We start from the raw sequence: 24382 nt of genomic DNA, 5'->3' as shown, positions 1-24382 counted from the left end.
TTACTTAACATTAAACTAACACAAATTTAACAAACATTTTTTCGTACCTCAAAATCTTTTTAAAAAAATTTAATAAGATAGGCACAGTTTGTTCTTATATCTCCTGGAGACGTAAAAATAGAAGGAAGGATTTTAGGAATTATTCCGGCCGGCCGAAGACCCCCGGATCACCAGTTTTGGCGGCAACATGATCTGGGTCGTAGTACGATCACTTTCGGATTCCATTTCGCTGACCAGGATGTCCACCACCTTGCGCGCAATCCTTTCTATGGGCTGGGCAATGCAGGTAATACCGGGATCATGAAGGCGAAAAAGGTCATGTTCGTCAAAACTGGCTATGGCTACATTGCCGGGCATGCGCATGCCTAATTTTTTAATGCCTTCTATTCCGCAGATGCCCAGGTAATTGGTGGCAAAGAACAGCGCTTCCGGAGCCTGCTTTTCCAGCATTTCCATGATCGTCCGGGGCGCATTTGAGCGGGCTCCTCCAAAAGGAATTCTCAGCACAAGGTCCTCGTTATAGGGAATGCCGCGGTCATGCAGGGATTGCTGATAGCCGTCAAAGCGGCTTTTCATCTGCATCTGGCCGGATGTAGTGGTGATAAAACCTATTTTCCGGTATCCCTGCTTAATGAGATGGGTAACGGCCTGGTAGGAGCCGGTGAAATTATCGGCTATGACATAACTGACGGGCAGTCCGGGCAGGTAACGGTCTATGAGGACTACCGGGCGCTTCTCTTCCAGCAGCATGCTGATCTCGTTTTCAAGGGAAGCCGTTGGAGTTATGATAAAGCCGTCAACCTGGCGGTATTTGAGCATTTGGAGCAGCTCCCGGGCTTTTTTGATATTATCTTCGGTACTGCAGTAGAGTACCCGGTAACCATGAAGAAGCGCGCGGTGTTCTACCACCTTGGCAATATGGGCAAAAAAATGATTGGAAATATCTTCTACTATCAGGCCGATGGTCTTTGTTTTCCCGGTCCGTAGCCCCCTTGCCATATGATTAGGTTCATACTTCAGCTTTTTGGCCATGGCAATGATCCGCTTGGCTACTTTTTCGCTGATCCTTTTTTCTTTCTGCTTCCCGTTCAGTACGAAAGATACGGTCGTAGGGGAAACGCCCAGGCGGTCGGCCATATCTCTTATAGATATCTTTTGTTCAGGCATAGAATCGAAATCACATTGGTTTAGATTTTAAAGGTAGCAGATTATTTTCATGTTTGTATATTTGAAAATAAGTCTAACATAATGAGTCGAAAATTTTTAATGTTTTGCTGCGTAATGACCGTGCTGGCCTCCTGCAAAACGACCAGGCAGGAAACTGCCGTTAACAATCAGGAAATCAGCACAGAAGGGCTGGTGCTTCCCTCCCCGCAACAGGTGGAATGGCAGCAAATGGAATATTATATGTTCATCCATTTCGGGCCGAATACGTTTACCGATATGGAATGGGGCCACGGAGACGAAGACCCGGAAGTATTCAACCCCACTGCGTTGGATGCGGAACAATGGGCGCGCGTGGCGAAGCAGGCCGGCATGAAAGGGATCATTATCACGGCCAAGCATCATGACGGTTTTTGCCTGTGGCCCAGCAAATACAGCACGCATACAGTAAAGGAGAGTGGCTGGAAGGATGGAAAAGGCGACGTACTCCGGGAACTGTCAGCCGCGTGCAAAAAATACGGCCTGAAAATGGGGGTCTACCTTTCGCCCTGGGACAGGAACCATCCGGCTTACGGCACCCCGGAATATAACCAGGTATTCGTGAACATGCTCACCGAGGTGCTGACCGGTTACGGCGACATTTTCGAGGTTTGGTTTGACGGCGCCAATGGCGAAGGGCCCAACGGGAAAAGGCAGGTTTACGATTGGGACCTGTTCAACGGAACTGTTCATAAATACCAGCCGGACGCGCTAATTTTCAGCGACGTGGGCCCGGGCTGCCGATGGATCGGCAATGAGAATGGAATTGCGGGAGAAACCAACTGGAGTACCATTAATACCGAGGGGTTTGAACCGGGGACCAAGGCCCCTGCTCGGGAAGTCCTGAACCAGGGGCAGGCGGAAGGCCGGCAATGGGTACCGGGGGAAGCAGATGTTTCCATCCGGCCGGGCTGGTTTTTCAGTCCTTCTACCAATGATAAAGTAAAGTCGCTGGAGCATCTGCTGGATATTTATTACAGCTCGGTAGGAAGGAATGCCAATCTTCTGCTGAATGTCCCCGTTAACCGCGAGGGCCTGATCCATCCGAACGATTCGGCCCGCCTGATGGAATTACGCAGGAACCTGGATGATACATTTGACGAAAACCTGGCCGAAAACGCGAAAATCACCAGTGAATCCGGCAAAACAGCCTCTTTGAAGAAATTGACCGACGGGGACTTCCATACGTTCTGGACCCCGGGAAAAGCTGCTACCTCCGCGTCTTTCACACTTGACCTGGGCGGCGTAAAGGAGTTCAACCGGCTGGAATTGCAGGAATATATTGCTGCCGGCCAGCGGGTAAAGTCTTTTAGCATTGAAATTTGGGATGAGCAGCAACAGGAATTCAGGGAACTGGACCGGCAGACGACTATCGGATATAAAAGGCTGCTGCGTTTCCCCAATGTAAAGACTTCACGGGTACGGATCAATATTACAGACTCGAAACCGGGGCCGGTTTTATCCGGTTTGGGTTTGTATTTGGGGACGGGTTTTTAGCTTCAGGTTTAAGGTTTCAGGTTTAATGAGTTTATAGTTTTTAGATTTGGGGGTGTGCAGGGCAAGGGGGAGTGTGCTTGATGCTGCTGGATTTTGTATCTTTGCGGGTTCAAATGAGTTATTCCCTTTTTACATTAAAGAACGGTATTCGTGTTTTGCATAACCCGGCCGGCAATACGGATATTGTGCATGCCTGTGTGGTGATCAATTCGGGTTCCAGAGATGAACCGGATGACAAAACGGGGTTGGCCCATTTTATCGAACACCTGCTGTTTAAGGGGACGCTGAAGCGGAACACCTTCCAGGTACTGAATCGCCTGGAAGCGGTGGGCGGAGATTTAAATGCTTATACGACGAAGGAACAAACCTGTATTCATGCTTCTTTCCTGGGCGCTCACCTTGACCGCGCGCTGGACCTGCTGAGCGATGTGCTTTTTCGCTCCACTTTCCCGGAAGGTGAGCTTGCGAAAGAAAAGGGTGTGATCCTGGATGAACTGGACTCCTACCGGGACACTCCGGAGGAGCAGATCAATGACGACTTCGAAGAGATCATTTTCCGGCATCATCCCCTTGGAAACAATATCCTGGGAACGCCGGAAAGTATTCCCGAATTCACAAGGGAAGATATTTTCCGCTTCCGCCAGGATAATTATTCCACCCATGAGATGGTCATAGGCATTTCTTCCGGAGCGCCTCATGCGAAGATCAGGCAGCTTTGCGAGAAACATTTCGGCCTGATCCCTGAAAATGCCGCAAAACGAAAGCGCCTGCCGGTGAACGGCTATCATCCTCAAGAAAAAACAGAGAAAAAGCCGATTTTTCAGGCCCATTTTATGCTCGGCGGAAGAAGCTATCCGCTTGATCATGAGAAGAAAACGGCTATGCTGCTGATGAACAACCTGCTCGGCGGACCCAGCATGAGCGCGCGCCTTAATCTAACCGTGCGAGAGAAACACGGCATTTGCTACACCATAGAATCGGGCTATTCGCCAATGAGCGATACGGGGCTGTTCTCTATCTATTTTGGAACGGATAAGGAAAAAGCGGATAAATGCCTGAAGCTGATTCACCGGGAACTAAAAAAGCTGCGCGAACAGCCTTTGGGCACCACGCAATTATACCAGGCGCGCGAGCGTTTTAAAGGACAGATCGCACTTGCGGAAGAGGCGCGCCTTTCCGTAATCATTTACATGAGCAAAAGTGTGCTGGACTACGGCCGGATAGACAGCCTGCAGGAGATCTTTGAAAAGATTGACCGGGTCAGCGCCGCTGATATCATGGACGTTGCGAATGAGGCGCTTGAGCCGCGCAACCTGAGCTTATTAGGATTCATACCTCAGTAATATGGAACATTTAACCGATAAAAAGTTAACGGAATACGCGGAAAAGCACAGCAGCCCCGAAAGTGAGCTTCTTGCGGAACTGAACCGCGAGACAAACCTGAAAGTTCCCATGCCGCGGATGCTTTCGGGCCACCTCCAGGGAAGAGCGCTGGCTTTGTTCAGCCGACTGCTGCAGCCTTCCCGGATATTGGAAATAGGCACTTATACCGGTTATTCGGCGATTTGCCTGTGCGAAGGGCTTAAGCCGGACGGAAAGCTGATCACCATTGATATTAACGAGGAACTCGAAGATATGGTCAGGGGATACTTCGGGCGGTCAGGATATGGGACCCGCATTGATTACCTTCTTGGCAATGCGCTGGAGATCATCCCGGGCCTGCAGGAAAGCTTTGACCTTGTATTCATTGACGCTGATAAGAAAAGTTACGGCGCTTATTATGATTTGGTAATTGAAAAGGTTCGCCCCGGCGGCCTTATTATTGCCGACAATGTGCTTCGGCACGGCACGGTGGTTGCCGGGAACACCGACAAGGAAACCCGGAACATGCAGCAATTCAATGAAAAAGTACAAGCCGACTCCCGGGTAGAGAACTTGCTGCTGCCCATCCGCGACGGCCTTATGATCGCCAGAAAACGTTAATTTGTTAATAAATGCGGTTTTTTTTGCGCATTCCTGTTCAGTAATTTCGTTGAAAACCATTATTAATGAGGTGGAACTTATTACTTGTTGTGTTACTCTCCCTGTTTTTAGGCGCCTGCGCTTCGAAAAAGCATGCGTCTTCCGGCAAACACAGGGGAAAGCGGCCTGCCGCCAAAGCCCCTGAGCGAGCCGACCACCCGGGTAACCGGCCTTCTGCAGCTCCTTCCCGTTCACTGGATACAGAGGAATATATCCGCATTTACAGCAGCCTGGCAGTAGCGGAGATGGAACGTTCGGGGATCCCGGCCAGCATTACACTTGCCCAGGGAATACTGGAATCGGGGAACGGCAACAGCAGGCTTGCCAGGCAGGCAAATAACCATTTCGGCATTAAATGTACTTCTGACTGGAAAGGCGGCAAAACTTATAAGGACGACGACCGTCGTAACGAATGCTTCAGGGTATACCCTTCTGCCAGGGATTCCTACCGCGATCACAGTGAGTTCCTGAAACGCCAGCGCTATGCCTTCCTGTTCGATCTGAAGCCAACCGATTATAAAGCCTGGGCCCACGGCCTGAAAAAAGCAGGCTACGCTACCAATCCAAAATATCCACAACTGCTGATCAGCCTTGTAGAACGATACGAGCTCTATTATTTTGACCGCCCCCGCGACCGGAAAAAGGAAAAAGTCCTGGCCACAGCGCCGGCTTCGGGGAAAGATGCTCCCGTTAAAGAAAATGCATCAGGGGCCGCTGCCCCGCCGGCGGGAATGCCAGAAAACGCGTCTGCTACGGCCGCTGAAACCGCAAGCGCTTCATCGGAAGCATCTGCTCCGGCGAAAGAACCGGAAGGAATGGAGCGTTCCTCAGCAGGGGGCCGGCCGGCGAAGAAACCACGGAATCCCAAAGCATTTCTCATTATTACTATACGGTAAAACAGGGCGATACGCTGTATGCCATCTCAAAGCGTTTTAATATTACGCTGGATGAATTAAAGGAGTGGAACAGCCTTCCCTCCAATGCTATTTCTACGGGTCAGCAATTGCGGGTTTCCAGGTGATGGCATTTACTCAGGAAGCTTCCTGAGGCTATACCGGGCGGTTTTATCCTCCCCTTCCTTCCCGGCGCCCGGATAAGGCAGCACTTCCAGCAGGCTAAGCTCGTACCGCCGGCCATTCACAGAAAGTGTATCGCTATGTCTTTCCCGGAAGGGAAGTCCCAGTTGCCGGCAATCGCCCAGGCAAAGCTTCAGAGTATCCTGAAAAGAGGGCGCCTTCAGGGCCAAAGTGGTAACCGCAGCTCCTGCCCAGACACAATTGACGCCTTCAGGACAGCGGCTGTCATTGATCCCGCTAAGCTGCAGCTCCATTTCGCCGGCTTTATAGGTCTCATCTACCTTAAGAATCAGCTGACCGTCCGGCAAATGTAGCGCATCATCGTTGCAGCGCTGAAAAGCTCCCAGCAGCACAAGGATCAATGGCGCGAGTAATTTCATTAGCTGTGTTAAAGGTTAATGCCGGTACAGGCCTTTTTTCTCTATGAAATCCCAGACCTTTTCAGGTACAAAGAATTGCATATTCTTGCCGTCCGCAATGGATTTCCGGATAAGAGTAGAAGAAATCTCCATAAGCGGGGCATTGGTGAGCCGGACCGAGGGATGATCTTCCAGGCCTGATTCCCGGTACCCGGGACGGGGATAAACAAGTAAACGGTAATCCCGGAGAAGGAGTTCGTAGTTCTTCCATTTCCTGAGGGAATATAAATTATCAGAACCCATGATCAGGGAAAATTCATGCTGCGGATAACGTTCCCGGAGATAGGTGAGGGTATCGATGGTATAAGAAGGCCGCGGAAGCCCGAATTCAATATCGCTGACCTGGATCTCCACCGCATCTTCCGTTGCCAGGCGGGCCATTTCAAGACGGTCGTAGGCCTTGATCAGGTCCGCCTTGTTTTTAAGGGGATTGTGAGGCGAAACAACAAGCCATACCTGGTCCACCCCGGTAAAGCCAGCCATATAGCCAGTTATTACCATATGCCCTACGTGAATAGGGTTAAAAGATCCGAAGAAAAGCCCGACCTTCATTTACGTTTTTTTTGCAAGAAAACTGCCAACGAGCTGCTCAGCTTCGAGACAGGCCCTGTCTAGTTGATCATTTACCAGTACCGTGTCAAAACGGGGCGCATAAGCAAGTTCCCTGGAAGCCTTCTGAATCCGCTCCTCCAGCTTTTCAGCAGTATCCGTGCCTCTTCCTGAAAGCCGTTCCCTGAGCCTTTCCAGCGAGGGCGGCTGTACAAATATCGCCAAAGCTCGATCCGGATACTTACGTTTCAGCCTTAATCCGCCTTCGACATCGATGTCGAATACCACATGTTTTCCTTCCTCCCATATGCGATCCAGCTCTGACATGAGCGTTCCGTAAAAAGAACCCGAATAAACTTCCTCGAACTCAACGAATTCATGCCGGGCCACCCGGTGAAGAAAATCCTCCTTGCTCACAAAATAATAATCCTTCCCGTTCACTTCCCCGGCCCTCGGCGGCCTTGTCGTGGCGGAAATGGAAAAAGCCAGCTCCGGAAACTTCTTCAGCAAGTGCCAGACAATCGTCGTTTTGCCCGCCCCGGACGGCGCCGAAAATATGATCAGTTTGCCTTGCACCTTTTTTTTAGTTTAAAGTTCAAAGTTTAAAGTTCAAAGTTCAAAGTTCAAAGTTTAAAGTTCCAGGTTCAAAGTTCAAGGTTTAAGGTTCCAAGTTTAACGTTCTAAGGGAACAGTTTATAGTTTTTAGTTCTTAGTTTTTAGTTGGTGTTGCGTTCCAGGTTTAAAGTTCAAAGGGAAAAGTTTATAGTTTCTAGTTCTTAGTTTTTAGTTGGCGTTGCGTTCCAGGTTCCGGGTTAAATGGTTTATGATTTCCTGGTTAGTTAGTCTCCGTTTCAAGCTGGAGAATAAACGATTGCGCAGCAACTTTAAACTGTTGCGAAGCAACCTGGAACCTTAAACCGTTGCGAAGCAACTCTAAAACTTGAAACTAAAAACTTGAAACTTGGAACGTTAAACTTTAAACCGTTGCGCAGCAACCTCGTTGCAAAGCAACTCTAAAAACTTCAAACTAAAAACTTCAAACTTGGAACTTTAAACTTGGAACTTTAAACCGTTGCGCAGCAACCTCGTTGCGAAGCAACTCTAAAACTTTAAACTTTAAACAGTTGCGAAGCAACTCTAAAACTTTAAACTTTAAACAGTTGCGAAGCAACCAAGTTAAACTAAATTAAGAACCTGTTCTTTGATCTTTTCGAGTTCTTCTTTCATTTGGACGACCAGTTGCTGAATAGCAGCATCGTAGGCTTTTGAGCCCAGGGTATTGATTTCCCGGCCCATTTCCTGGGAGATAAAGCCCAGCTTTTTGCCGTTCGATACCTTGTCGTCCAGGACCGAAAGGAAGTAATCGCAATGGCTCCGGAGCCTTACCTTTTCTTCGGTAATGTCCAGTTTGTCAATGTAAAATACCAGTTCCTGCTCAAAGCGGTTCTGGTCAACGTTTTCGGAGCCTACATATTCTTTCATGAGGCCTTCCAGCCGCTCCCTTATGAGGGGATGCGCTGAGGTTCGGCGGTCTCTATTTCCGAAAGGTAATTTTTAATATTGTTTACCCGTAAGCGAAGGTCTTTATCCAGCACGGCGCCTTCATCGGCGCGGAAACGGTTAAAGACGGCGATCGCTTCCAGGAATACGTTCCAGGTGGCTTCCCACTCTTCTTCGCCGGCCTGATTTTCTTCGCCTCCGGTGGCTTCGGGCATCGACAGGGCCAGCTTCAGCAGTTCGGAGCGATCGGCGCCAAGTTCTGTGGCTATGCGCTCCAGGCTGCGGTAGTAGGCGGTTAAAAGCGGTTCGTTGATGGCCAGGGACGAGACCAGGGCGGTTTCCAACGGTTCGGCAATAATGGTGATCGTGGCTTTCCCCCGTTCAATCAGTTTATTGCATTCGTTCCGTATGAAAAGCTCCTTGTGGGCGTATTGCCGCGGCAGTTTCAGATTTAACTCAAGGTATTTGCTGTTCAGAGACTTGATCTCCACGCTAACCCTCATTCCCTGTACTTCCCGCTTCAGCGCGCCGTACCCCGTCATTGATTGGACCATATTTGAGCTTTTCTTATATATTCAACACTTCGCATGCCCGTTCGGCAGCGATCTTCTCGGCGTTTTTCTTGGTATAATCTTGTCCCTGGCCGTATTCTTCGCTGTCCACCAGCACCCGGATATTGAACAGGCGGGCGCGGCCTTCTCCTTCTTCGGAAATCAGTTCAAAGGTGACGTCCCTCCCTTCCCGCTGGCACCATTCGATCAGCTTACTTTTATAATTGGTCTCGGTTTGTTCCAGGGTGTCAATATCAATATGCGGCTTCACGATACGGTCTGTAATGAACTTGCGGGATGCGGCGTAGTTCTTGTCGAGGTAAATGGCCCCGATCAGCGCCTCGAAGGCATCTCCAAGGAGAGACCCCTGCTGGATGGTTCGGTTGGCCGATTTATTATCGTAGCTGATAAGGTGTCCCAGTCCCAGTTTCCGCGACAGCTGATTGAGGTGATTGCGGTTCACGATCTTGGACCGCATTTCAGTAAGAAAGCCTTCGTCCTTAAAAGGATACTTCTTGAACAGAAGTTCGGCAATAACGGCCCCGAGAATGGCGTCCCCCAGGAACTCCAGCCGCTCATTGCTATCTTTAAACCCCTTTTTTACGTGGTTTCCAACTGACTTGTGCCGGAAAGCCAGTTTGTAGAGGGAAAGATTTCTGGGCACAAATCCCAGGATATTGGTCAGTATTCGTACGTACTCTTTATCGCTGGAAATATATAAGTTGTATATACTTGAAATCGGCATCACCGAAATCATTTATTCATTGTATTTCTTGAATATGACGGAGGTATTGTGCCCGCCAAACCCGAAGGTATTGGAAAGAGCAGCCCTCACTTCGCGCTTTTGCGCTTTGTTGAAGGTTAGATTCAACCGCGGATCAAATGCCGGATCGTCGGTGAAATGGTTAATGGTGGGAGGAATAATACCACGCTGGATGGCCATGATGGAAGCAATGGCTTCTACCGCACCGGCGGCGCCCAGCAAGTGGCCGGTCATGGATTTCGTGGAGCTGATATTAATATTAAAGGCACGCTCGCCAAAAAGATCGACAATCGCTTTAATTTCCTGCGGATCACCTACGGGCGTGGAAGTACCGTGTACGTTGATATAGTCAATATCATCTACCGTCATCCCGGCATCCTCCAGGGCCATTTTCATTACATTGAGCGCTCCCCGGCCCTCGGGATGGGGAGCGGTAATATGATGTGCATCGGCAGACATCCCGCCGCCCATCACTTCGGCATAGATCTTGGCGCCCCTCGCTTTGGCATGTTCCAGATCTTCCAGGATGAGGGTTCCCGCTCCTTCGCCCGCAACAAATCCGTCGCGATCCAGGTCGAAGGGCCGGGAAGCCGTTTCCGGGGAATCATTCCTGGTGGAAAGGGCATGCATGGCATTGAACCCTCCTATTCCCACTTCATTGATAATTGCTTCCGATCCGCCGGTTACCATCATGTCTGCCTTGCCCATGCGGATAAGATAGAATGAATCGATAATCGCGTTATTGGAAGAGGCGCAAGCCGAAGTAGTTGCATAATTCGGCCCACGCAAACCATAGCGCATAGAAATATGGCCAGAGGCAATGTCAAGGATCATTTTAGGAATGAAGAATGGATTGAAACGGGGTGTACCGTCACCGTTGGCAAAGGCCGTCACTTCATCCAGGAATGTTTTCAAACCACCAATTCCGGTTCCCCATACAACGCCTATGCGATCGGTGTTCAATTCGCTGAGAGACACTCCCAGGTCGTTAACCGCTTCCTGCGTGGAAGCGATCGCATATTGCGCAAAAGGATCCAGCTTGCGAGCTTCCTTTCTGTCAAAATAATCTTCCGGATTAAAATCCTTTAGCTCACAAGCAAACTGTGTTTTGAACCTGGAAGCATCAAAACGGGTTATCTTGGCAGCGCCACTTACCCCGTTCTCTAAACCGTCCCAATAGTCTGGAACGGTACTACCGACCGGGGTGAGTGCACCAAGCCCAGTAACTACAACTCGTTTCAACTGCATTCAATTCCTTTAAAAGATTTTTGTTACTTAACGTTTTTCTCGAGATATTCGATCGCCTGTCCGACTGTCTGGATGGTCTCAGCCTGCTCGTCGGGGATGGCTACGTTAAATTCTTTTTCAAACTCCATGATCAACTCAACCGTGTCAAGTGAGTCGGCACCCAAATCGTTGGTGAAACTTGCTTCCGGTGTCACCTCGTTTTCATCTACGCCTAGTTTCTCAACGATGATAGCTTTTACTCTTGATGCGATATCCGACATAGTTTTTAGGGATTAAAGAATTATTTTTAAAAAATTTGTGCAAAGAAAGGTATTTCTTTGTCCACATGCAAATTTTATAATTTCGTTCCACGAATATAATCTTTCGGTCTTGAACAAAAAAATTTTACGGGTCAATTATGATTTTGACTTCGCGCTGATAGGGATTATTTCGCCCATGCGCGCTTACCGCTTGTGCTGGTTCTTAAATAACCAATTGAAAATGAATCTCGAACGGGAAGAAGACCTGCTCCTGAAAAATGAACAGGAGGAGGAAATGTTTTTCCCGAAATATTATTTCTATATAGAGGAAAGCGAAACCGACTTCTACCTGCTGGGCAACAAGGGAACGGACGGATATCTGATTCCTGAACAAAAGGAGATTGATTTTTTCATGCTGATCTACAATTTGCCGGAAAGGGACGGCGGCGCTGTACTGGCAAAAAAGATCAAGCTCATTCAGGAGATTCAAAGCGCCTTTACCCTGGATCCCAACAAATTACGATCACGTGAGAACTTGTTGTTCTAATTGCCATGACCTATATTCGTTTAAAGATGTTATTTTTGCAACACAACGTGTATTTCTTACAATATGAATATTCCCCACAATAGAACCAAAATCGTAGCTACAATCGGCCCTGCTTCCCGCGGCAGGGAAGTTTTAACCGGCATGTTCCGCTCAGGGCTGGACATTGCCCGTATCAATTTCTCCCATGGAAGCCATCAGGATCACATGGAAACCGTACAGCTGATACGTCAACTGAACGAAGAACTAGGTACCAGCGTGGGCATCCTTGCCGACCTCCAGGGCCCCAAGATCCGGATCGGGGAGGTAACCGGGGGCAGCACGGTAGTGACTGAGGGGGATATTATCACCTTTACCATTAACGAATTCCTGGGAACGCGGGAAAAAGTCCAGATCAGGGGATACGACCAGTTCCCTAAAGACGTGGCCCCCGGCGAACTGATCCTGCTGGATGACGGGAAGCTGCAGATGCGCATTATTGAAACCAATAAGGCAGACACGGTGCTGGCGCAGGTAGTTCATGGCGGGGTTCTTTCTTCCCGGAAAGGGGTAAACCTTCCTAACACCCAGATCAGTTGTCCCAGTTTGACCGAAAAGGACCTTGCCGACCTGGATTTTGTACTTAGCCAGGAAGTGGAATGGATAGGGCTTTCCTTTGTCCGGAAAGCCGAAGACATCGTGGACCTGAAAAAGAAGATAGCCGCCGCGGACAAAAAGTCCAAAGTAGTGGCGAAGATTGAAATGCCGGAAGCTATCGCAAATATCGACGCTATTATAAAGGCGACGGACGGGGTCATGGTAGCGCGCGGCGACCTGGGCGTGGAAATTCCCATGGAGGAAGTGCCGCTGGTCCAGAAAATGATCGTTAAAAAATGCATTGACAATTGCCGGCCGGTGATCATTGCCACCCAGATGATGGAAAGCATGATCAATACCCCGCGGCCTTCGCGCGCAGAAGTGAATGACGTCGCCAATTCAGTACTTGACGGGGCGGATGCGGTAATGCTGAGTAATGAGACAGCGATGGGCCAATTCCCCGTGCTGGCGATTCAGACGATGCAGCGCATTATTGAACATATAGAACAATTAGATTACCCGTATAACTCCTTCAACGAACTGGGAAAGGAATCGGAAACGTACCTGTTCGACAGCATTTGTTATTCCGCCTGCTTCCTGGCCCAGAAAACGAAGGCGAGCGCCATTATCGGAATGACGTATTCAGGCTATACGGCTTTCCAGCTATCCAGTCACCGGCCCCGGGCCATGACCTATATCTTTACCGGTAATAAGCACCTGCTCAACGCCCTTAGCCTGGTATGGGGAGTGCGCAGCTTTTATTATGATAAATTTGAAAGTACCGACCAGACCATCAAGGACGTGACCGAGATCCTGAAAAACAGCGGGCTCATCCAAACAGGAGACGTGGTTATCAATACTGCTTCGGCGCCTATCCAGGAGCGAGGACGTACTAATACGATCCGCCTGACGGTGATCGAATAAATGCGGCGGGGGAGAAAAATTCATTTCCAAAAATGATTTATGAATTGTATCTTTGATATGAGGCGAAAAAATTCGTCTCGCTCGACCCTTGCCCCGTTTTGATTAAATTGTGCTGATATAAAAAACTCCGGAAATTATACCGGAGTTTTTTTTTGGAGCGGTTTTTCTTCGCGCCCCTGAAATAGTTATCAATCGCTGGTTTTAGAAGCTATAACCGACGCCTACCTGGATATTGGAATTGAAGGCTTCCGAATCATCGCTCTTGTACATATCGGTAAATCCAAGCCCATACTTCCCGAATACCTTGAAGTTTTCGGTAGCGTCAAAGCCCAGGCCGATTACACCGCCTATACTTGCCCGGTTAAAGTCATCCATATCCAGGTCTTGCTCGCTTTCGGAACTGATATCCACGCCAAAAACAGTCCCCTCTCCTTCAAACTTATCTTTTCCGCCCATCAGGTAGGAAAAGCTGGGGCCTGCCATAACATGGAAAGCGGGCACGATATTGAATTTTAATAATACGGGAAGTTCAATAAAATGAAGGTTTCTGTTGAATTCCACGTCGCCGTTATCGGATTCATACCTGGCCCCAAGCTGGGAATAAAACAATTCCGGGTTAAGACTTACCACGTCATTCCCCGGGAAGGGAATATTTGCGTATACACCCAGGGCAAGCCCTGGTTTGACCATGTTCCCATAGGTTTCGTCATTGTATTCTTCACCGTACAGGTCCGTACCGGTGCTTTTTGTAAGGTTGGCGAGATTAACGCCGCCCATAATTCCAAATTTCGCTTCTTGTGCAAATAGGCTACTTCCCAGAAGCAGACCTACTATTAAAAATGATAGTTTTTTCATAATTCGATTTTTTAATAAACCGGATAGGGTAGTAGAAAAACTATGCCAAAAAAAAACCCCGGACGATCGCCCGGGGTTCTCTTATTAGAAAACGCGCTAAAGCACAATTCCAACTGAAAGCTGAATTACCTGGTTACGGCCTTTATCGAAATTATCGAACCGCTCATCTTCTACAACCTTGGACAACCCGAAATTGTAGCGGGCGCCGAGGTCCAGCTTGCCCAGGCGTACGCCGGCGCCGATCACCCCGGCAAATTCCGTACTGCTGCTCTCGGGGTCAAATGTCTCACTCAGGTCTTCTTTCCAATCCTCTCCCAGGAGAAAGGATATCTGCGGCCCGACATACAAGCTGATGATGGGAGCAGGATTAAGTTTTACCATTACCGGAACATCCACATAATTCAGGGTAGACTCCAGGGTTCCGTCTTCTCCGTCAATCTCAAATCCTTTTTGTGAATACAGTATCTCCGGCCGGATACCGATCACCAGGAGGTTGATGTCTGCGAATACGCCCGCGTGGAAGCCGGGTTTAAAATCGGCGGAATTCCCATCAAGGGTTATCTGGCTTGTCTTGGTATAATTCAGCCCCGCTTTGATCCCGAAGTCGGTTTGGGCAAATGCAGCAGTGCCAAGCATCAAGGCAAAGGCTGCAAGTAGTACTCTTTTCATAATTGGCATCATTTTTTAAATGTTCGTTATATTAGCAAAATTTAATACGTAGACACGGACAAATGCAAACTTCGATTCGCCCCTTCCAGATTTTGCTTTATTTCATCCTGGGTACAATCAAAATCCATGCCCAAGATAATAAAATAAAAGAAGCCGGTTCACCTGAATTTTTGGCGGTAAGCACTCCCTGGGTGGATTCCGTGTTCAATACGCTCTCAAAAAAGGAAAAAATAGGCCAGCTTTTTATGGTGCCCGCCTATTCGAACAGAGATGAAAAATCCTATGAGGAATTAGCGAAATTAATCGAAAAGGAGCAAATAGGGGGCATTGTTTTTTTCCAGGGCGGCCCCGTTGAGCAAAGCCGCCTGCTCAACCGTTACCAGTCCCTGCTCAAGGTTCCAGCCCTGGTAGCCATGGATGCGGAATGGGGCGTGGGCATGCGCCTGGACAGTACGGTTTCTTATCCTTACCAGATGACCCTGGGGGCGATCAGCAATAATGAACTCATCTATAATATGGGCCAGCAGATAGCGAAGGATTTCAAGCGCCTGGGGATGCATGTGAACTTTGCGCCCGTGGTAGATGTAAATAATAACATCAATAATCCCGTGATCAATTATCGTTCCTTCGGTGAGGACATGTATAAGGTAGCCGATAAAGGATTTGCTTATATGCGCGGTTTGCAGGACGGCGGCATTATGGCCACGGTCAAACATTTCCCGGGCCACGGCGATACGGACGTGGATTCCCACTTGGGCCTGCCTACTCTTAACTTCAGCCGGGAACGCCTGGATTCCCTGGAGCTGTACCCGTTCCGTTACCTGATCAACCGGGGAATCAGCGGGGTAATGGTAGCTCATATGAACATTCCCGCCCTGGATAAAACGCCCAACCTCCCTTCCACGCTTTCAAGGCCCATCATTACCGGCGTGCTGCGTGAGGAACTCAATTTTCAGGGCCTTGTTTTCACCGATGCTATGAATATGAAAGGGGTTACCCGGAATTTTCCTACCGGGGAAGTTGAATTGATGGCAGTGGCGGCTGGCAACGACCTCATAGAGCTGAGCGAAGATGTGGAACTGGCCATTAGCTCTATCCGGAAAGCTATCCGCCGGGGCGTGATCACCTGGGAAGAAATAGACGCGCGCGTGAAGCGCATCCTGGCCGCAAAAGAATGGGCCGGCCTGGACAATTACCAGCCGGTTGATACGGATCAGCTCTTTGCCGCGCTGAACCGCCGGGAGGCGGACGTTCTCATACAGCGCCTTGCCGACGAATCCCTGACCCTGCTGCGGGATAACCCACCCAGTTATTTCCCCATTCCCGAGCCCTTGCTCACGACGGCCGTTATTTCCATCGGGAGCGACTTCGGGACCGTTTTTCAGCGAAAACTGGCGGCCGGAAAAAAAGTAAGCAGTTTTGTGCTGCAGAAATCGGCCGGGGAAGGCGAGATTGCCCGCCTGGAAGCAAAATTAACCCAATTTGACCGGGTGATCGTGGGAATTCATGATAAGCGCAGCCGCCCCCGCAGCCTGCTTGATTTTTCCGACCCGGTACTGCATTTCATTACGCGCCTGAGCAGCCTTCCCAAAACTTCTTTCGCCCTTATGGCCAACGCCTATACCCTTAATCAATTAAAAGGCATTGAAAATGCCCGCGTGCTTGTTGTTGCTTATGAAAACTCCCCGTTCACGGAAAAAGCAGCGGCCGCTTACTTTCTCAAGGAACTTCGCCCGCGGGGCAAATTGCCCGTGACGGTGAACGAACATTTTAAAGCGGGCGCCGGGCTGATGATCTTTCAATGAGTTTCGGTTAGAACCGCCACGTAGTACTTACCCGTGGGTGTACGACTAATGGTGGCCGCAACGCTTCACAGGAAAAATTTTAAGAAAACGATTGAAATGCCGGTTAAACTGCCTTTTTGGGCGCAGGCGGCCTCCTATTAGCTGGTAAACAAGGGGTTTGCCCTGCCTTTTTACCTATCTTTAGATCAGGAACGATGATGAAAAGAATTCTCAAAATTTAAACCGAATCAGTATAGAGGAATTTATTTACGTTCTGCAATTCTCTTAATCTAAACCAAGTTTTATGAAATGGAACAAGTACATTACCCATGTACTGCTGGGATTTCTTTGTAGTTGGGTATGCATGTCTGCATCCGCCCAGGAAATGAGACAAGTTACTGGAACAGTGGTTGATACCACCGGCGTTGGCTTGCCGGGCGTCTCGGTATCGGTCAAGAACTCCACCAACATGGGGACGAGTACCGACCTTGTTGGTAACTATATTCTTGACGCGCCGGCCAACGCTACGCTGGTGTACACCCTGATCGGTTTTGAAACGCAGGAAATTCCCCTGAACGGACAAGACCAGATCAACGTGACGCTTGCCCCTTCTTCCGACATGCTGGAAGACGTGGTGGTCGTGGCCTTCGGCACGCAGAAAAGAAAAGACATGGTGGGGGCGGTCACCTCTGTAAGGCCCGGAGACCTGAAGGTACCATCCAGCAACCTTACCACGGCCCTGGCCGGCCGCGTGGCGGGTGTGATTGCCTTCCAGCGAAGCGGCGAGCCGGGCATGGACAATGCCGAGTTCTTTATCCGGGGGGTTACTACCTTCGGTTATAAAAAAGACCCGCTGATCCTGATCGATGGCATTGAAATGACCACCAATGACCTGGCCCGGCTGAACCCCGACGATATTGCCAGCTTCTCCATTATGAAGGACGCGACAGCTACCTCTCTTTACGGGAGCCGTGCCGCCAACGGAGTGATGCTGGTCACCACCAAGGAAGGAACGGAAGGAAAGGCCAAGATCTCTTTCCGCTTTGAAAACTCCCTGTCCCAGCCCACGCGCGAGATTGAACTGGCCGACCCTATTACTTATATGCGCCTGCGCAACGAGGCGGTGCTTACCCGTGATCCGCTGGGCGAGCTGCCTTTTTCCGACGAAAAGATTGACAATACGATAGAAGGCGCCAATCCTTATATGTACCCGGTGACCGACTGGCGGGATGCCCTGCTCAAGGATTATACCATGAACCAGCGGATCAATATGAACGTGAGCGGCGGCGGCAAGGTGGCCCGGTATTTCGTGGCCGGTTCCTTTAACCAGGACAACGGGATCCTGGAGGTGGACAAACGCAATAACTTCAACAATAATATTAACCTGAAAACCTACAGCCTGCGTTCCAACGTAAATGTGAACCTTACCAAATCAACCGAGATGGTGGTACGGCTCTCCGGCTTGTTTGATGATTATAACGGCCCTATCAGCGGCGGTTCCGACATTTATCGGAAAATAATGCGCACCAGCCCGGTGGCTTTCCCCGCGTATTTTCCCGCGGATGAAGAACATCAGTATGTGCAGCATATCCTGTTCGGGAACAGCACGGAGCTGGGGCCCACCACTCCCCTGCTGAACCCTTACGCGGACCTGGTGCGGGGATATAAGGAATATTCCCGGTCCAAAATGTCCGCGCAGCTGGAACTGAAACAGGATCTTTCCTTTGTCACACCCGGCCTTAGCGTGCGGACGCTGGTGAATACTAACCGGTCCAGCTATTTTGATGTGGTACGGGCCTATGACCCGTTTTGGTATAACGCCACTTCCTATGACAGGTACGCGAATACGTTCCGGCTGGACATCATGAATGAAGATTCGGGTTCGGAATACCTGAGCTACGGCCTGAGCCCCCGGCAGCTTGAATCCAGTTTTTACATGGAGTCAGCGGCTAATTATTCCAAGGAGATCAACGAGAAACACTCTATCAACGGCTTGTTCGTATTCATGATCAGGAACCGGCTATCGGCCAATTCCTCCGACCTGCAGGAATCGCTGCCCTTCCGCAACGTAGGCCTGGCCGGACGGGCCACTTACTCTTACGACGAGCGGTACTACGCCGAACTTAATTTCGGGTATAATGGATCGGAACGTTTCCACCGCTCGCATCGCTACGGTTTCTTCCCATCGGCCGGCGTGGCCTGGACCATTTCCAATGAGAAATTCTGGGAGCCGTTGCAGGAAACGGTCAGCAACTTCAGGCTGCGGGCCACTTATGGCTTATCGGGTAATGATGCTATTGGCGAACCAAGGGATCGCTTCCTGTACCTTTCCAACGTGAACATGACCGACCCCAACAGAGGCTCCCGTTTTGGAAGGGACAATGAATTTTTCCTGCCCGGCATTTCCATTTCCCGTTATGCCGACCCTGGGATTACCTGGGAAACGGCCACCAAGCTGAACCTGGGCCTGGAAATAGGGCTCTTTGACAAGGCGAATATCATCATTGATGCCTATAAAGATCACCGCAAGAACATCCTGATGGGCCGCACCGCCACACCGGCCGAAATGGGGCTCTCGGCACAGCCGCAGACCAATATAGGCGAGGCGAAAGCGCAGGGGATTGACTTGCAGATGGATTATAACCATTCCATCAATAAGGATTTCTGGATCCAGGTCATGGGCAATATGACCTATGCCACCAGCGAATACGTGGCTTTTGAAGAATACGACTACGACAAGGAATGGTGGAAAAGCCGCATTGGCCATCCCATTACCCAGAGCTGGGGATACATCGCAGAACGACTATTTGTGGACAATGCAGAAGTGGCCAAATCCCCCTTTCAGAATTTCGGAGAATACATGGGCGGCGACATTAAGTACCGGGACGTAAACGGCGACGGGCAGATCAGTACGCTGGACCAGGTGCCCCTGGGTTACCCCGAAACACCGGAGATCACGTATGGCTTTGGTTTTTCAGTGGGGTACAAGGCATTCGACTTCTCAGCTTTCTTCCAGGGTAACGCGCGTTCCTCCTTCTGGATGGATGCGATCGCTACCACCCCTTTCATCCAATACTATTATAGAAACGAGTCACTCATCGGGGTTCCGCAAAATCAACTGCTGAAGGCTTATGCAGACGATTACTGGTCGGAAACGGACCGCGATCTGTACGCGCTGTGGCCGCGATTAAGCACGACAGCAATTGGAACCGACAACAACGCACAAAGGAGTACCTGGTTTATGCGCGACGGTTCTTTCCTTCGCCTAAAGCAAGTAGAAATTGGCTATAACCTGCCCCAGCAAACAGCCGACAAATTATTCATGCAAAACCTGCGGATCTATCTCAGCGGCACCAACTTGTTCACCTGGAGCAGCTTCAAGCTTTGGGATGTGGAAATGGGCGATAATGGCCTGGGCTATCCCAACCAGCGAGTGGTCAACATTGGTCTCCTGGCAAATTTTTAAACAGCAAGCAATGAAAAAGTTTATAAAAAAGATATCGCTCGCTCTGGTGCTGCTGAGTACTTTCAGCGCCTGCAATAATTACATGGATATCGTGCCGGACAACGTGGCTACGATTGATTATGCGTTTCGCCTTCGCAGCACGGCCCAGCGCTTCCTCTTCACCTGTTATTCTTATATGCCGGCGCATTCGGGCATTAACGAGAACGCCGCCTTCCTGGCAGGTGATGAACTTTGGCTCCCTCCCACTAACACCTCGCCTGCCTGGCTGATCGCCCGGGGCAATCAGCGGATCGTGGATCCTTACGTGAATTTCTGGCAGGGCAGCCAGGGCGGACAGGACCTTTATGAAGGAATTCGCCAGTGCAATGTATTCCTGGAAAACATCGAAAGCGTACCTGACCTTCCTATCTGGGAAAGAGAACGCTGGGTGGCCGAAGTATTATTCCTGAAGGCATATTATCATTACTGGCTATTACGGATGTACGGCCCCATCGTGCTGGTAAAAGAGAACCTCCCTATCTATGCGGAGCGGGATGAGGTGCAGATCCCCCGGTCAACGGTTGACGAATGCTTTGACTACGTGGTGTCCTTACTGGACGAGGCCATTGTGAACCTGCCGGATCGTATTGATTTCGAGATAGAAGAGCTGGGCCGGACTACCAAGACCATCGCTCTCTCGGTAAAGGCCAAGGTGCTGATGACCGCTGCCAGCCCGCTGTTCAACGGCAATAGCGATTATGTAGGCTTCAACGGCCCTGACGGCACACCCATGTTCAATACTACACCCGATCCTGAAAAATGGAACCGCGCCCTGGCAGCCTGCCGGGAAGCCATTGAGTTCGCTGAAGGACAGGGGCATGAACTGTATTATTATAACCCTCAGTTCACGCCTTTCGATTTGAGCGATACGACGCTGATCAAGCTGAATATCCGCGGAAGCGTCACTGAAAAATGGAATTCCGAGATCATCTGGGCTAATACCAACAGCATGTCCAGCACCATGCAGGCCCGGGCCACCCCGCGGGGCCTTGACCCTGCACGGGCGGACAACGGGGCTACCTCCGGGCTGATCGCTCCCCCATTGAAGATCGCCCATATGTATTACAGCAGCAACGGGGTGCCTATTGATGAAGATAAGGACTACGATTATAATAACCGCTTCGGACTGCAAATGGCTACCGGGGACGACAGGTTCAACCTGAAAGAAGGTTATACAACGGCTAACCTGCACTTCAACCGGGAATACCGCTTTTACGCCAGCCTTGGCTTTGACGGCGGCATCTGGTACGGCCAGGGCAAATTCGACGATAAAGGCGATATGTTTTTCGTATCCAGCAAACAAGGGCAACCGGCAGCCGCCATTAACCTGGCATCCTATTCTACTACCGGTTACTGGCCTAAAAAGCTGGTGAACATCAATAACGTCATCGGGGAAACGACCTATACCCGGGAAGACTATCCCTGGCCGGTGATCCGCCTGGCTGATCTGTACCTGCTGTACGCAGAAGCGCTGAATGAAGTGCAAGGCCCCGGAGGAGAAGTATACGACTATATTGACCGGGTGCGGGCGCGGGCCGGGCTGGACGGCGTAGTCAATTCCTGGGCGCAGCACAGCACCAATCCCAATAAATACGCGACTAAAGAAGGGCTCCGGGATATCATTCACCGTGAACGCCTGATAGAGCTTTCCTTCGAAGGGCACCGCTTGTGGGACCTGCGGCGCTGGAAAGAAGCCCTGCAGGAACTGAACAAGCCAATTACCGGATGGGACCTGCAGCAGCCTACGCCGGAAGGGTATTACCGGGAGAAGCTGATCTTTAACCAGACTTTTTCCACCAGGGACTACTTCTGGCCATTGAATGAAAACGTATTGCTCACCAACACCAAATTATCGCAGAATCCGGGTTGGTAACACATATCAAGTATCAGGACGCAAGTATCAATAAATTATGAATACGCATAGAATTTTGCCAGGTCTTTTTGCTATCCTGCTGGCCTTTAGCGCCTGCAAGGAGCAGGAAGGTATGCAGCCGGTCAATAAAAACGACCAGCAGCCCGCGAAGGTCAGCAACGTGGAGGTAGAAAACCTGCCCGGCGGCGCAAGGATCAGCTATACGCTGCCCTCCAGCGAGAATATATTGTATATAAAGGCGGTGTATGAGATCCGCGAGGGTGTGGAGCAGGAAGTAAAATCTTCCTACTATAACAGGAGCCTTATTATCGAAGGCTTCCCGGATACGGAAGAGTACGATGTACAGCTTTATACTGTTTCGCGCGGAGAAATAGCGTCCGAAGCGCTTACCATCCAGGTGAACCCCCTGACCCCGCCGGTGGAAGAGGTATTCAAAACACTGGTTATAGAACCTACGTTCGCGGGGATCAAGGTAGACTTTGTGAACGAGGCCGAAGCCAACGTGGTACTCACAATACTGGCCGCCGATTCCATCGGGGACATGCGGACCGTCGACCGGATATATACCAAAGCAATAGCCGGCCAATTTGCTACGCGCGGCTTTGCCGCAGAACCGCGGAGGTTCGGGATATTTGTCCGGGACCGCTGGGACAACCGCTCCGACACCCTGTTTACCGAACTCACGCCCTGGCCGGAGGAAAAGCTCAACGGGACCTCATTCACCATGATCAATCTCCCGGGCGACAATACCGTGCAGCATTGCTGCGGTGACGGGATCAGCGACGTATTTGACGGCAACTGGAACAGTGGAGATGCCTTCCACACCAAACCGGCCAACGGTATCCCGGTAAGCTTCACGTTTGATCTGGGAGAAACGGTGTCATTAAGCCGTATGGTATTCCATCACCGGAGAGGTAACGGCGCCGGTGCAGGCGACGGCGCCTATAAGGCAGGCGACGTAAAGAAGTTTGAGGTTTACGGCAGCCTGGAAGCGCCCGCTTCGGACGGCAGCTGGGAGGGATGGACCAAACTGGCCACCTTTGAATCCAAACAAATATCCAATGATGTCAACGAAAACTTCCAGTTCGCCGTGGTGGACGGGGAAGGATTTGACTTCCCGCTGGGTACTCCGCCCGTCCGGTATTTACGGTACCGCGCTATTGAGACCTGGGGAGGCCTGACCTATATATATATCGGGGAACTGACCTTTTACGGCAACCCTGAATAAGATCAATCAAAATGCAAGAAATCATGAAATTCCATCCTTATAAAACTGCCTTCCGGTGCCTCGGGCTGGCCCTGGCCGCCTGGGGCCTCACCGCCTGCAGCGAAATGGACGATACGTACGACGACTTCCTGGAAGGCGGAGAGATCATTTATGTGCAGGGCGCCGATTCCCTCCGCATACACCCCGGATACAACCGTATCCAGTTAAGCTGGCTGGCCCTCTCCGACCCAACGGTCACCAAAGCAAAAATTTACTGGAATAACCGCCGGGATTCGCTGGAAATCCCCGTCCAAAAAACAGCGGGTGTCGATACAATGAATGTGATGATCGAAAACCTGGAAGAAAGGATCTATTCCTTTGAGATCTACACGTATGATAATGAAGGGCATTCTTCCGTGCCCACCGTGGGAACCGGAGAATCTTTCGGCGACAAGTATAAAAACTCCCTGCTCCCGCGCCTGACCATGTCTGCGCTGTATGCGGAAGAAACCGATACCCTGGAGATCATCTGGGGCCCCGTAGACCCTACCGCCATTGCCGCTGAACTGGCATATACCGATACGCTTGGCAATCCGCGCATATTGGTTCTCCCTACGGAACAAACGGGAGATGATACCACCTGGATCACCGACTATGACCACTCGGCCGAAGGCAGGTTCCGGTTGCGATCGGTTTATCTTCCCCACCCCATGTCCATTGATACCTTTTACACGGAAGCCAAGGATATTAAAGTATATGGCCCGCCAACTCCCTTTGACCGGACGGGCTGGGTAGCTACCGCTTCCAGTTACGATGGCCGCAACGGCCGTACTGATCGCCTTCCCGGCGCGACGCTGGACGGTGTAAACACCACCGGCAGCATCTGGGTGAACCAGATATCTCCCCAAACGGAATACCCGCACTGGATAGCCGTGGACATGGGAGAAGTGAAAACCGAGACGGCCGGCGTGTGGCTGGGCATTCCCGCGGCCCGTTCAGATATTCCTTCGCTTGTTGACATTTCCATAAGCGATGACGGAGAGAACTGGACGATCATGGGACGCTATACGGTCATTAATCAAGCCGGCGTTCAGTATTTTGACTTCCCTGCACTACAGGATACCCGGTATTTCCGGGTGGATTGCCTGGAGTCCGCCGGAGGAAACGTGAACGTGGTCCTTGGCGAAATCGGCGCCTTTTCCCGGTAATGTCACAGGCTCGCCGGATAAATAGGGAACAATTCGCGGTAAATGATTAACTTGTCTAATCTCCGCCGGCTTTTTTAGGGGTAGCCGGCGGATTGTTGCACCAGGGTCGGCCCCATACCTGACTGCTGGCGCGTATTTGCGTGTCTAAGAGATGTATGGGACTTTCTTAA

Annotated in this window: 22 protein-coding genes; 11 read left to right on the top strand and 11 right to left on the bottom strand. The window is 50.4% G+C overall.

Annotated features, from left to right (window positions below):
• Nucleotides 1-132: 132 nt before the first annotated feature.
• The gene (locus FRZ59_RS06660) at nucleotides 133-1167 is read right to left on the bottom strand and encodes a LacI family DNA-binding transcriptional regulator (protein ID WP_132130077.1); all 1035 of its coding nucleotides are present in this window, start codon (nucleotides 1165-1167) and stop codon (nucleotides 133-135) included.
• A gap of 81 nt (nucleotides 1168-1248) precedes the next feature.
• Between FRZ59_RS06660 and FRZ59_RS06655 the strand changes: the two genes are divergently transcribed.
• The 4 genes from FRZ59_RS06655 to FRZ59_RS06640 all read left to right on the top strand — a co-directional run bounded on the left by FRZ59_RS06655 (nucleotide 1249) and on the right by FRZ59_RS06640 (nucleotide 5618).
• Nucleotides 1249-2700 (top strand): alpha-L-fucosidase, encoded by a 1452-nt coding sequence (locus tag FRZ59_RS06655; RefSeq protein WP_207910330.1) that lies wholly within the window; start codon nucleotides 1249-1251, stop codon nucleotides 2698-2700.
• A gap of 113 nt (nucleotides 2701-2813) precedes the next feature.
• Nucleotides 2814-4043 (top strand): M16 family metallopeptidase, encoded by a 1230-nt coding sequence (locus tag FRZ59_RS06650; protein WP_132130078.1) that lies wholly within the window; start codon nucleotides 2814-2816, stop codon nucleotides 4041-4043.
• Nucleotide 4044: 1 nt separating this feature from the next.
• On the top strand, nucleotides 4045-4683 hold the full coding sequence (locus tag FRZ59_RS06645) for an O-methyltransferase (RefSeq protein ID WP_132130079.1): 639 nt from the start codon (nucleotides 4045-4047) through the stop codon (nucleotides 4681-4683).
• Between the two features lie 65 nt (nucleotides 4684-4748).
• Nucleotides 4749-5618, top strand: coding sequence for a glycoside hydrolase family 73 protein (locus FRZ59_RS06640; RefSeq protein ID WP_147698255.1), 870 nt, complete (start codon nucleotides 4749-4751; stop codon nucleotides 5616-5618).
• A 131-nt stretch (nucleotides 5619-5749) separates the two neighbouring features.
• On the opposite strand, the gene FRZ59_RS06630 is transcribed toward FRZ59_RS06640, so the two are convergent.
• The 8 genes from FRZ59_RS06630 to FRZ59_RS06600 all read right to left on the bottom strand — a co-directional run bounded on the left by FRZ59_RS06630 (nucleotide 5750) and on the right by FRZ59_RS06600 (nucleotide 11088).
• Nucleotides 5750-6178 carry a hypothetical protein gene (locus tag FRZ59_RS06630; RefSeq protein ID WP_132130081.1) on the bottom strand — a complete coding sequence of 143 codons (429 nt, stop codon included), beginning with the start codon at nucleotides 6176-6178 and terminating at the stop codon, nucleotides 5750-5752.
• 15 nt (nucleotides 6179-6193) lie between these two features.
• A complete protein-coding gene (gene nadD / locus FRZ59_RS06625; RefSeq protein ID WP_132130082.1) occupies nucleotides 6194-6769 on the bottom strand; it encodes a nicotinate (nicotinamide) nucleotide adenylyltransferase in 576 nt (191 codons plus the stop codon).
• A complete protein-coding gene (gene gmk, locus FRZ59_RS06620; protein ID WP_132130083.1) occupies nucleotides 6770-7342 on the bottom strand; it encodes a guanylate kinase in 573 nt (190 codons plus the stop codon).
• A 600-nt stretch (nucleotides 7343-7942) separates the two neighbouring features.
• On the bottom strand, nucleotides 7943-8248 hold the full coding sequence (locus tag FRZ59_RS19755; protein WP_349290832.1) for an endoribonuclease YicC domain-containing protein: 306 nt from the start codon (nucleotides 8246-8248) through the stop codon (nucleotides 7943-7945).
• Nucleotides 8249-8268: 20 nt separating this feature from the next.
• Complete coding sequence (locus tag FRZ59_RS19750; RefSeq protein ID WP_349290831.1) at nucleotides 8269-8808, bottom strand: YicC/YloC family endoribonuclease; 540 nt, start codon at nucleotides 8806-8808, stop codon at nucleotides 8269-8271.
• Nucleotides 8809-8833: 25 nt separating this feature from the next.
• On the bottom strand, nucleotides 8834-9562 hold the full coding sequence (gene rnc, locus FRZ59_RS06610) for a ribonuclease III (protein WP_132130084.1): 729 nt from the start codon (nucleotides 9560-9562) through the stop codon (nucleotides 8834-8836).
• Nucleotides 9563-9574: 12 nt separating this feature from the next.
• Nucleotides 9575-10828, bottom strand: a complete 1254-nt coding sequence (gene fabF / locus FRZ59_RS06605) for a beta-ketoacyl-ACP synthase II (protein ID WP_132130085.1) — start codon at nucleotides 10826-10828, stop codon at nucleotides 9575-9577.
• Nucleotides 10829-10851: 23 nt separating this feature from the next.
• Nucleotides 10852-11088: an acyl carrier protein gene (locus tag FRZ59_RS06600; RefSeq protein ID WP_132130086.1), complete on the bottom strand. Its 237-nt coding sequence runs from the start codon at nucleotides 11086-11088 to the stop codon at nucleotides 10852-10854.
• A 109-nt stretch (nucleotides 11089-11197) separates the two neighbouring features.
• Between FRZ59_RS06600 and FRZ59_RS06595 the strand changes: the two genes are divergently transcribed.
• On the top strand, nucleotides 11198-11614 hold the full coding sequence (locus FRZ59_RS06595) for an IPExxxVDY family protein (RefSeq protein ID WP_132130087.1): 417 nt from the start codon (nucleotides 11198-11200) through the stop codon (nucleotides 11612-11614).
• Between the two features lie 63 nt (nucleotides 11615-11677).
• Nucleotides 11678-13111: a pyruvate kinase gene (gene pyk / locus FRZ59_RS06590; RefSeq protein WP_132130088.1), complete on the top strand. Its 1434-nt coding sequence runs from the start codon at nucleotides 11678-11680 to the stop codon at nucleotides 13109-13111.
• A gap of 201 nt (nucleotides 13112-13312) precedes the next feature.
• Here pyk and FRZ59_RS06585 read toward each other — a convergent pair whose 3' ends face one another.
• Nucleotides 13313-13966: a porin family protein gene (locus FRZ59_RS06585; protein ID WP_132130089.1), complete on the bottom strand. Its 654-nt coding sequence runs from the start codon at nucleotides 13964-13966 to the stop codon at nucleotides 13313-13315.
• A 96-nt stretch (nucleotides 13967-14062) separates the two neighbouring features.
• Complete coding sequence (locus FRZ59_RS06580) at nucleotides 14063-14635, bottom strand: porin family protein (RefSeq protein WP_158640552.1); 573 nt, start codon at nucleotides 14633-14635, stop codon at nucleotides 14063-14065.
• 62 nt (nucleotides 14636-14697) lie between these two features.
• Here FRZ59_RS06580 and FRZ59_RS06575 point away from each other — a divergent pair, with 62 nt between their 5' ends.
• The 5 genes from FRZ59_RS06575 (at nucleotide 14698) to FRZ59_RS06555 (ending at nucleotide 24212) form a co-directional block, all read left to right on the top strand.
• Nucleotides 14698-16440 carry a glycoside hydrolase family 3 protein gene (locus tag FRZ59_RS06575; protein ID WP_132130091.1) on the top strand — a complete coding sequence of 581 codons (1743 nt, stop codon included), beginning with the start codon at nucleotides 14698-14700 and terminating at the stop codon, nucleotides 16438-16440.
• 283 nt (nucleotides 16441-16723) lie between these two features.
• Nucleotides 16724-19885, top strand: coding sequence for a SusC/RagA family TonB-linked outer membrane protein (locus FRZ59_RS06570; protein WP_132130092.1), 3162 nt, complete (start codon nucleotides 16724-16726; stop codon nucleotides 19883-19885).
• Between the two features lie 10 nt (nucleotides 19886-19895).
• Entirely contained in the window at nucleotides 19896-21797 is a 1902-nt protein-coding gene (locus FRZ59_RS06565; RefSeq protein WP_132130093.1) for a RagB/SusD family nutrient uptake outer membrane protein, read from the top strand.
• 37 nt (nucleotides 21798-21834) lie between these two features.
• Nucleotides 21835-23025, top strand: coding sequence for a DUF4959 domain-containing protein (locus FRZ59_RS06560; RefSeq protein ID WP_132130094.1), 1191 nt, complete (start codon nucleotides 21835-21837; stop codon nucleotides 23023-23025).
• 23 nt (nucleotides 23026-23048) lie between these two features.
• Nucleotides 23049-24212 carry a DUF4998 domain-containing protein gene (locus FRZ59_RS06555; protein ID WP_158640551.1) on the top strand — a complete coding sequence of 388 codons (1164 nt, stop codon included), beginning with the start codon at nucleotides 23049-23051 and terminating at the stop codon, nucleotides 24210-24212.
• The last annotated feature ends 170 nt before the right edge of the window (nucleotides 24213-24382 follow it).

Origin of the sequence: Anseongella ginsenosidimutans, from assembly GCF_008033235.1 — a bacterium.
In the GTDB taxonomy this organism is placed as follows: domain Bacteria; phylum Bacteroidota; class Bacteroidia; order Sphingobacteriales; family Sphingobacteriaceae; genus Anseongella; species Anseongella ginsenosidimutans.
Note: the sequence above shows the minus strand (reverse complement) of the source record. Positions and strands in the feature narration are given on the sequence as shown.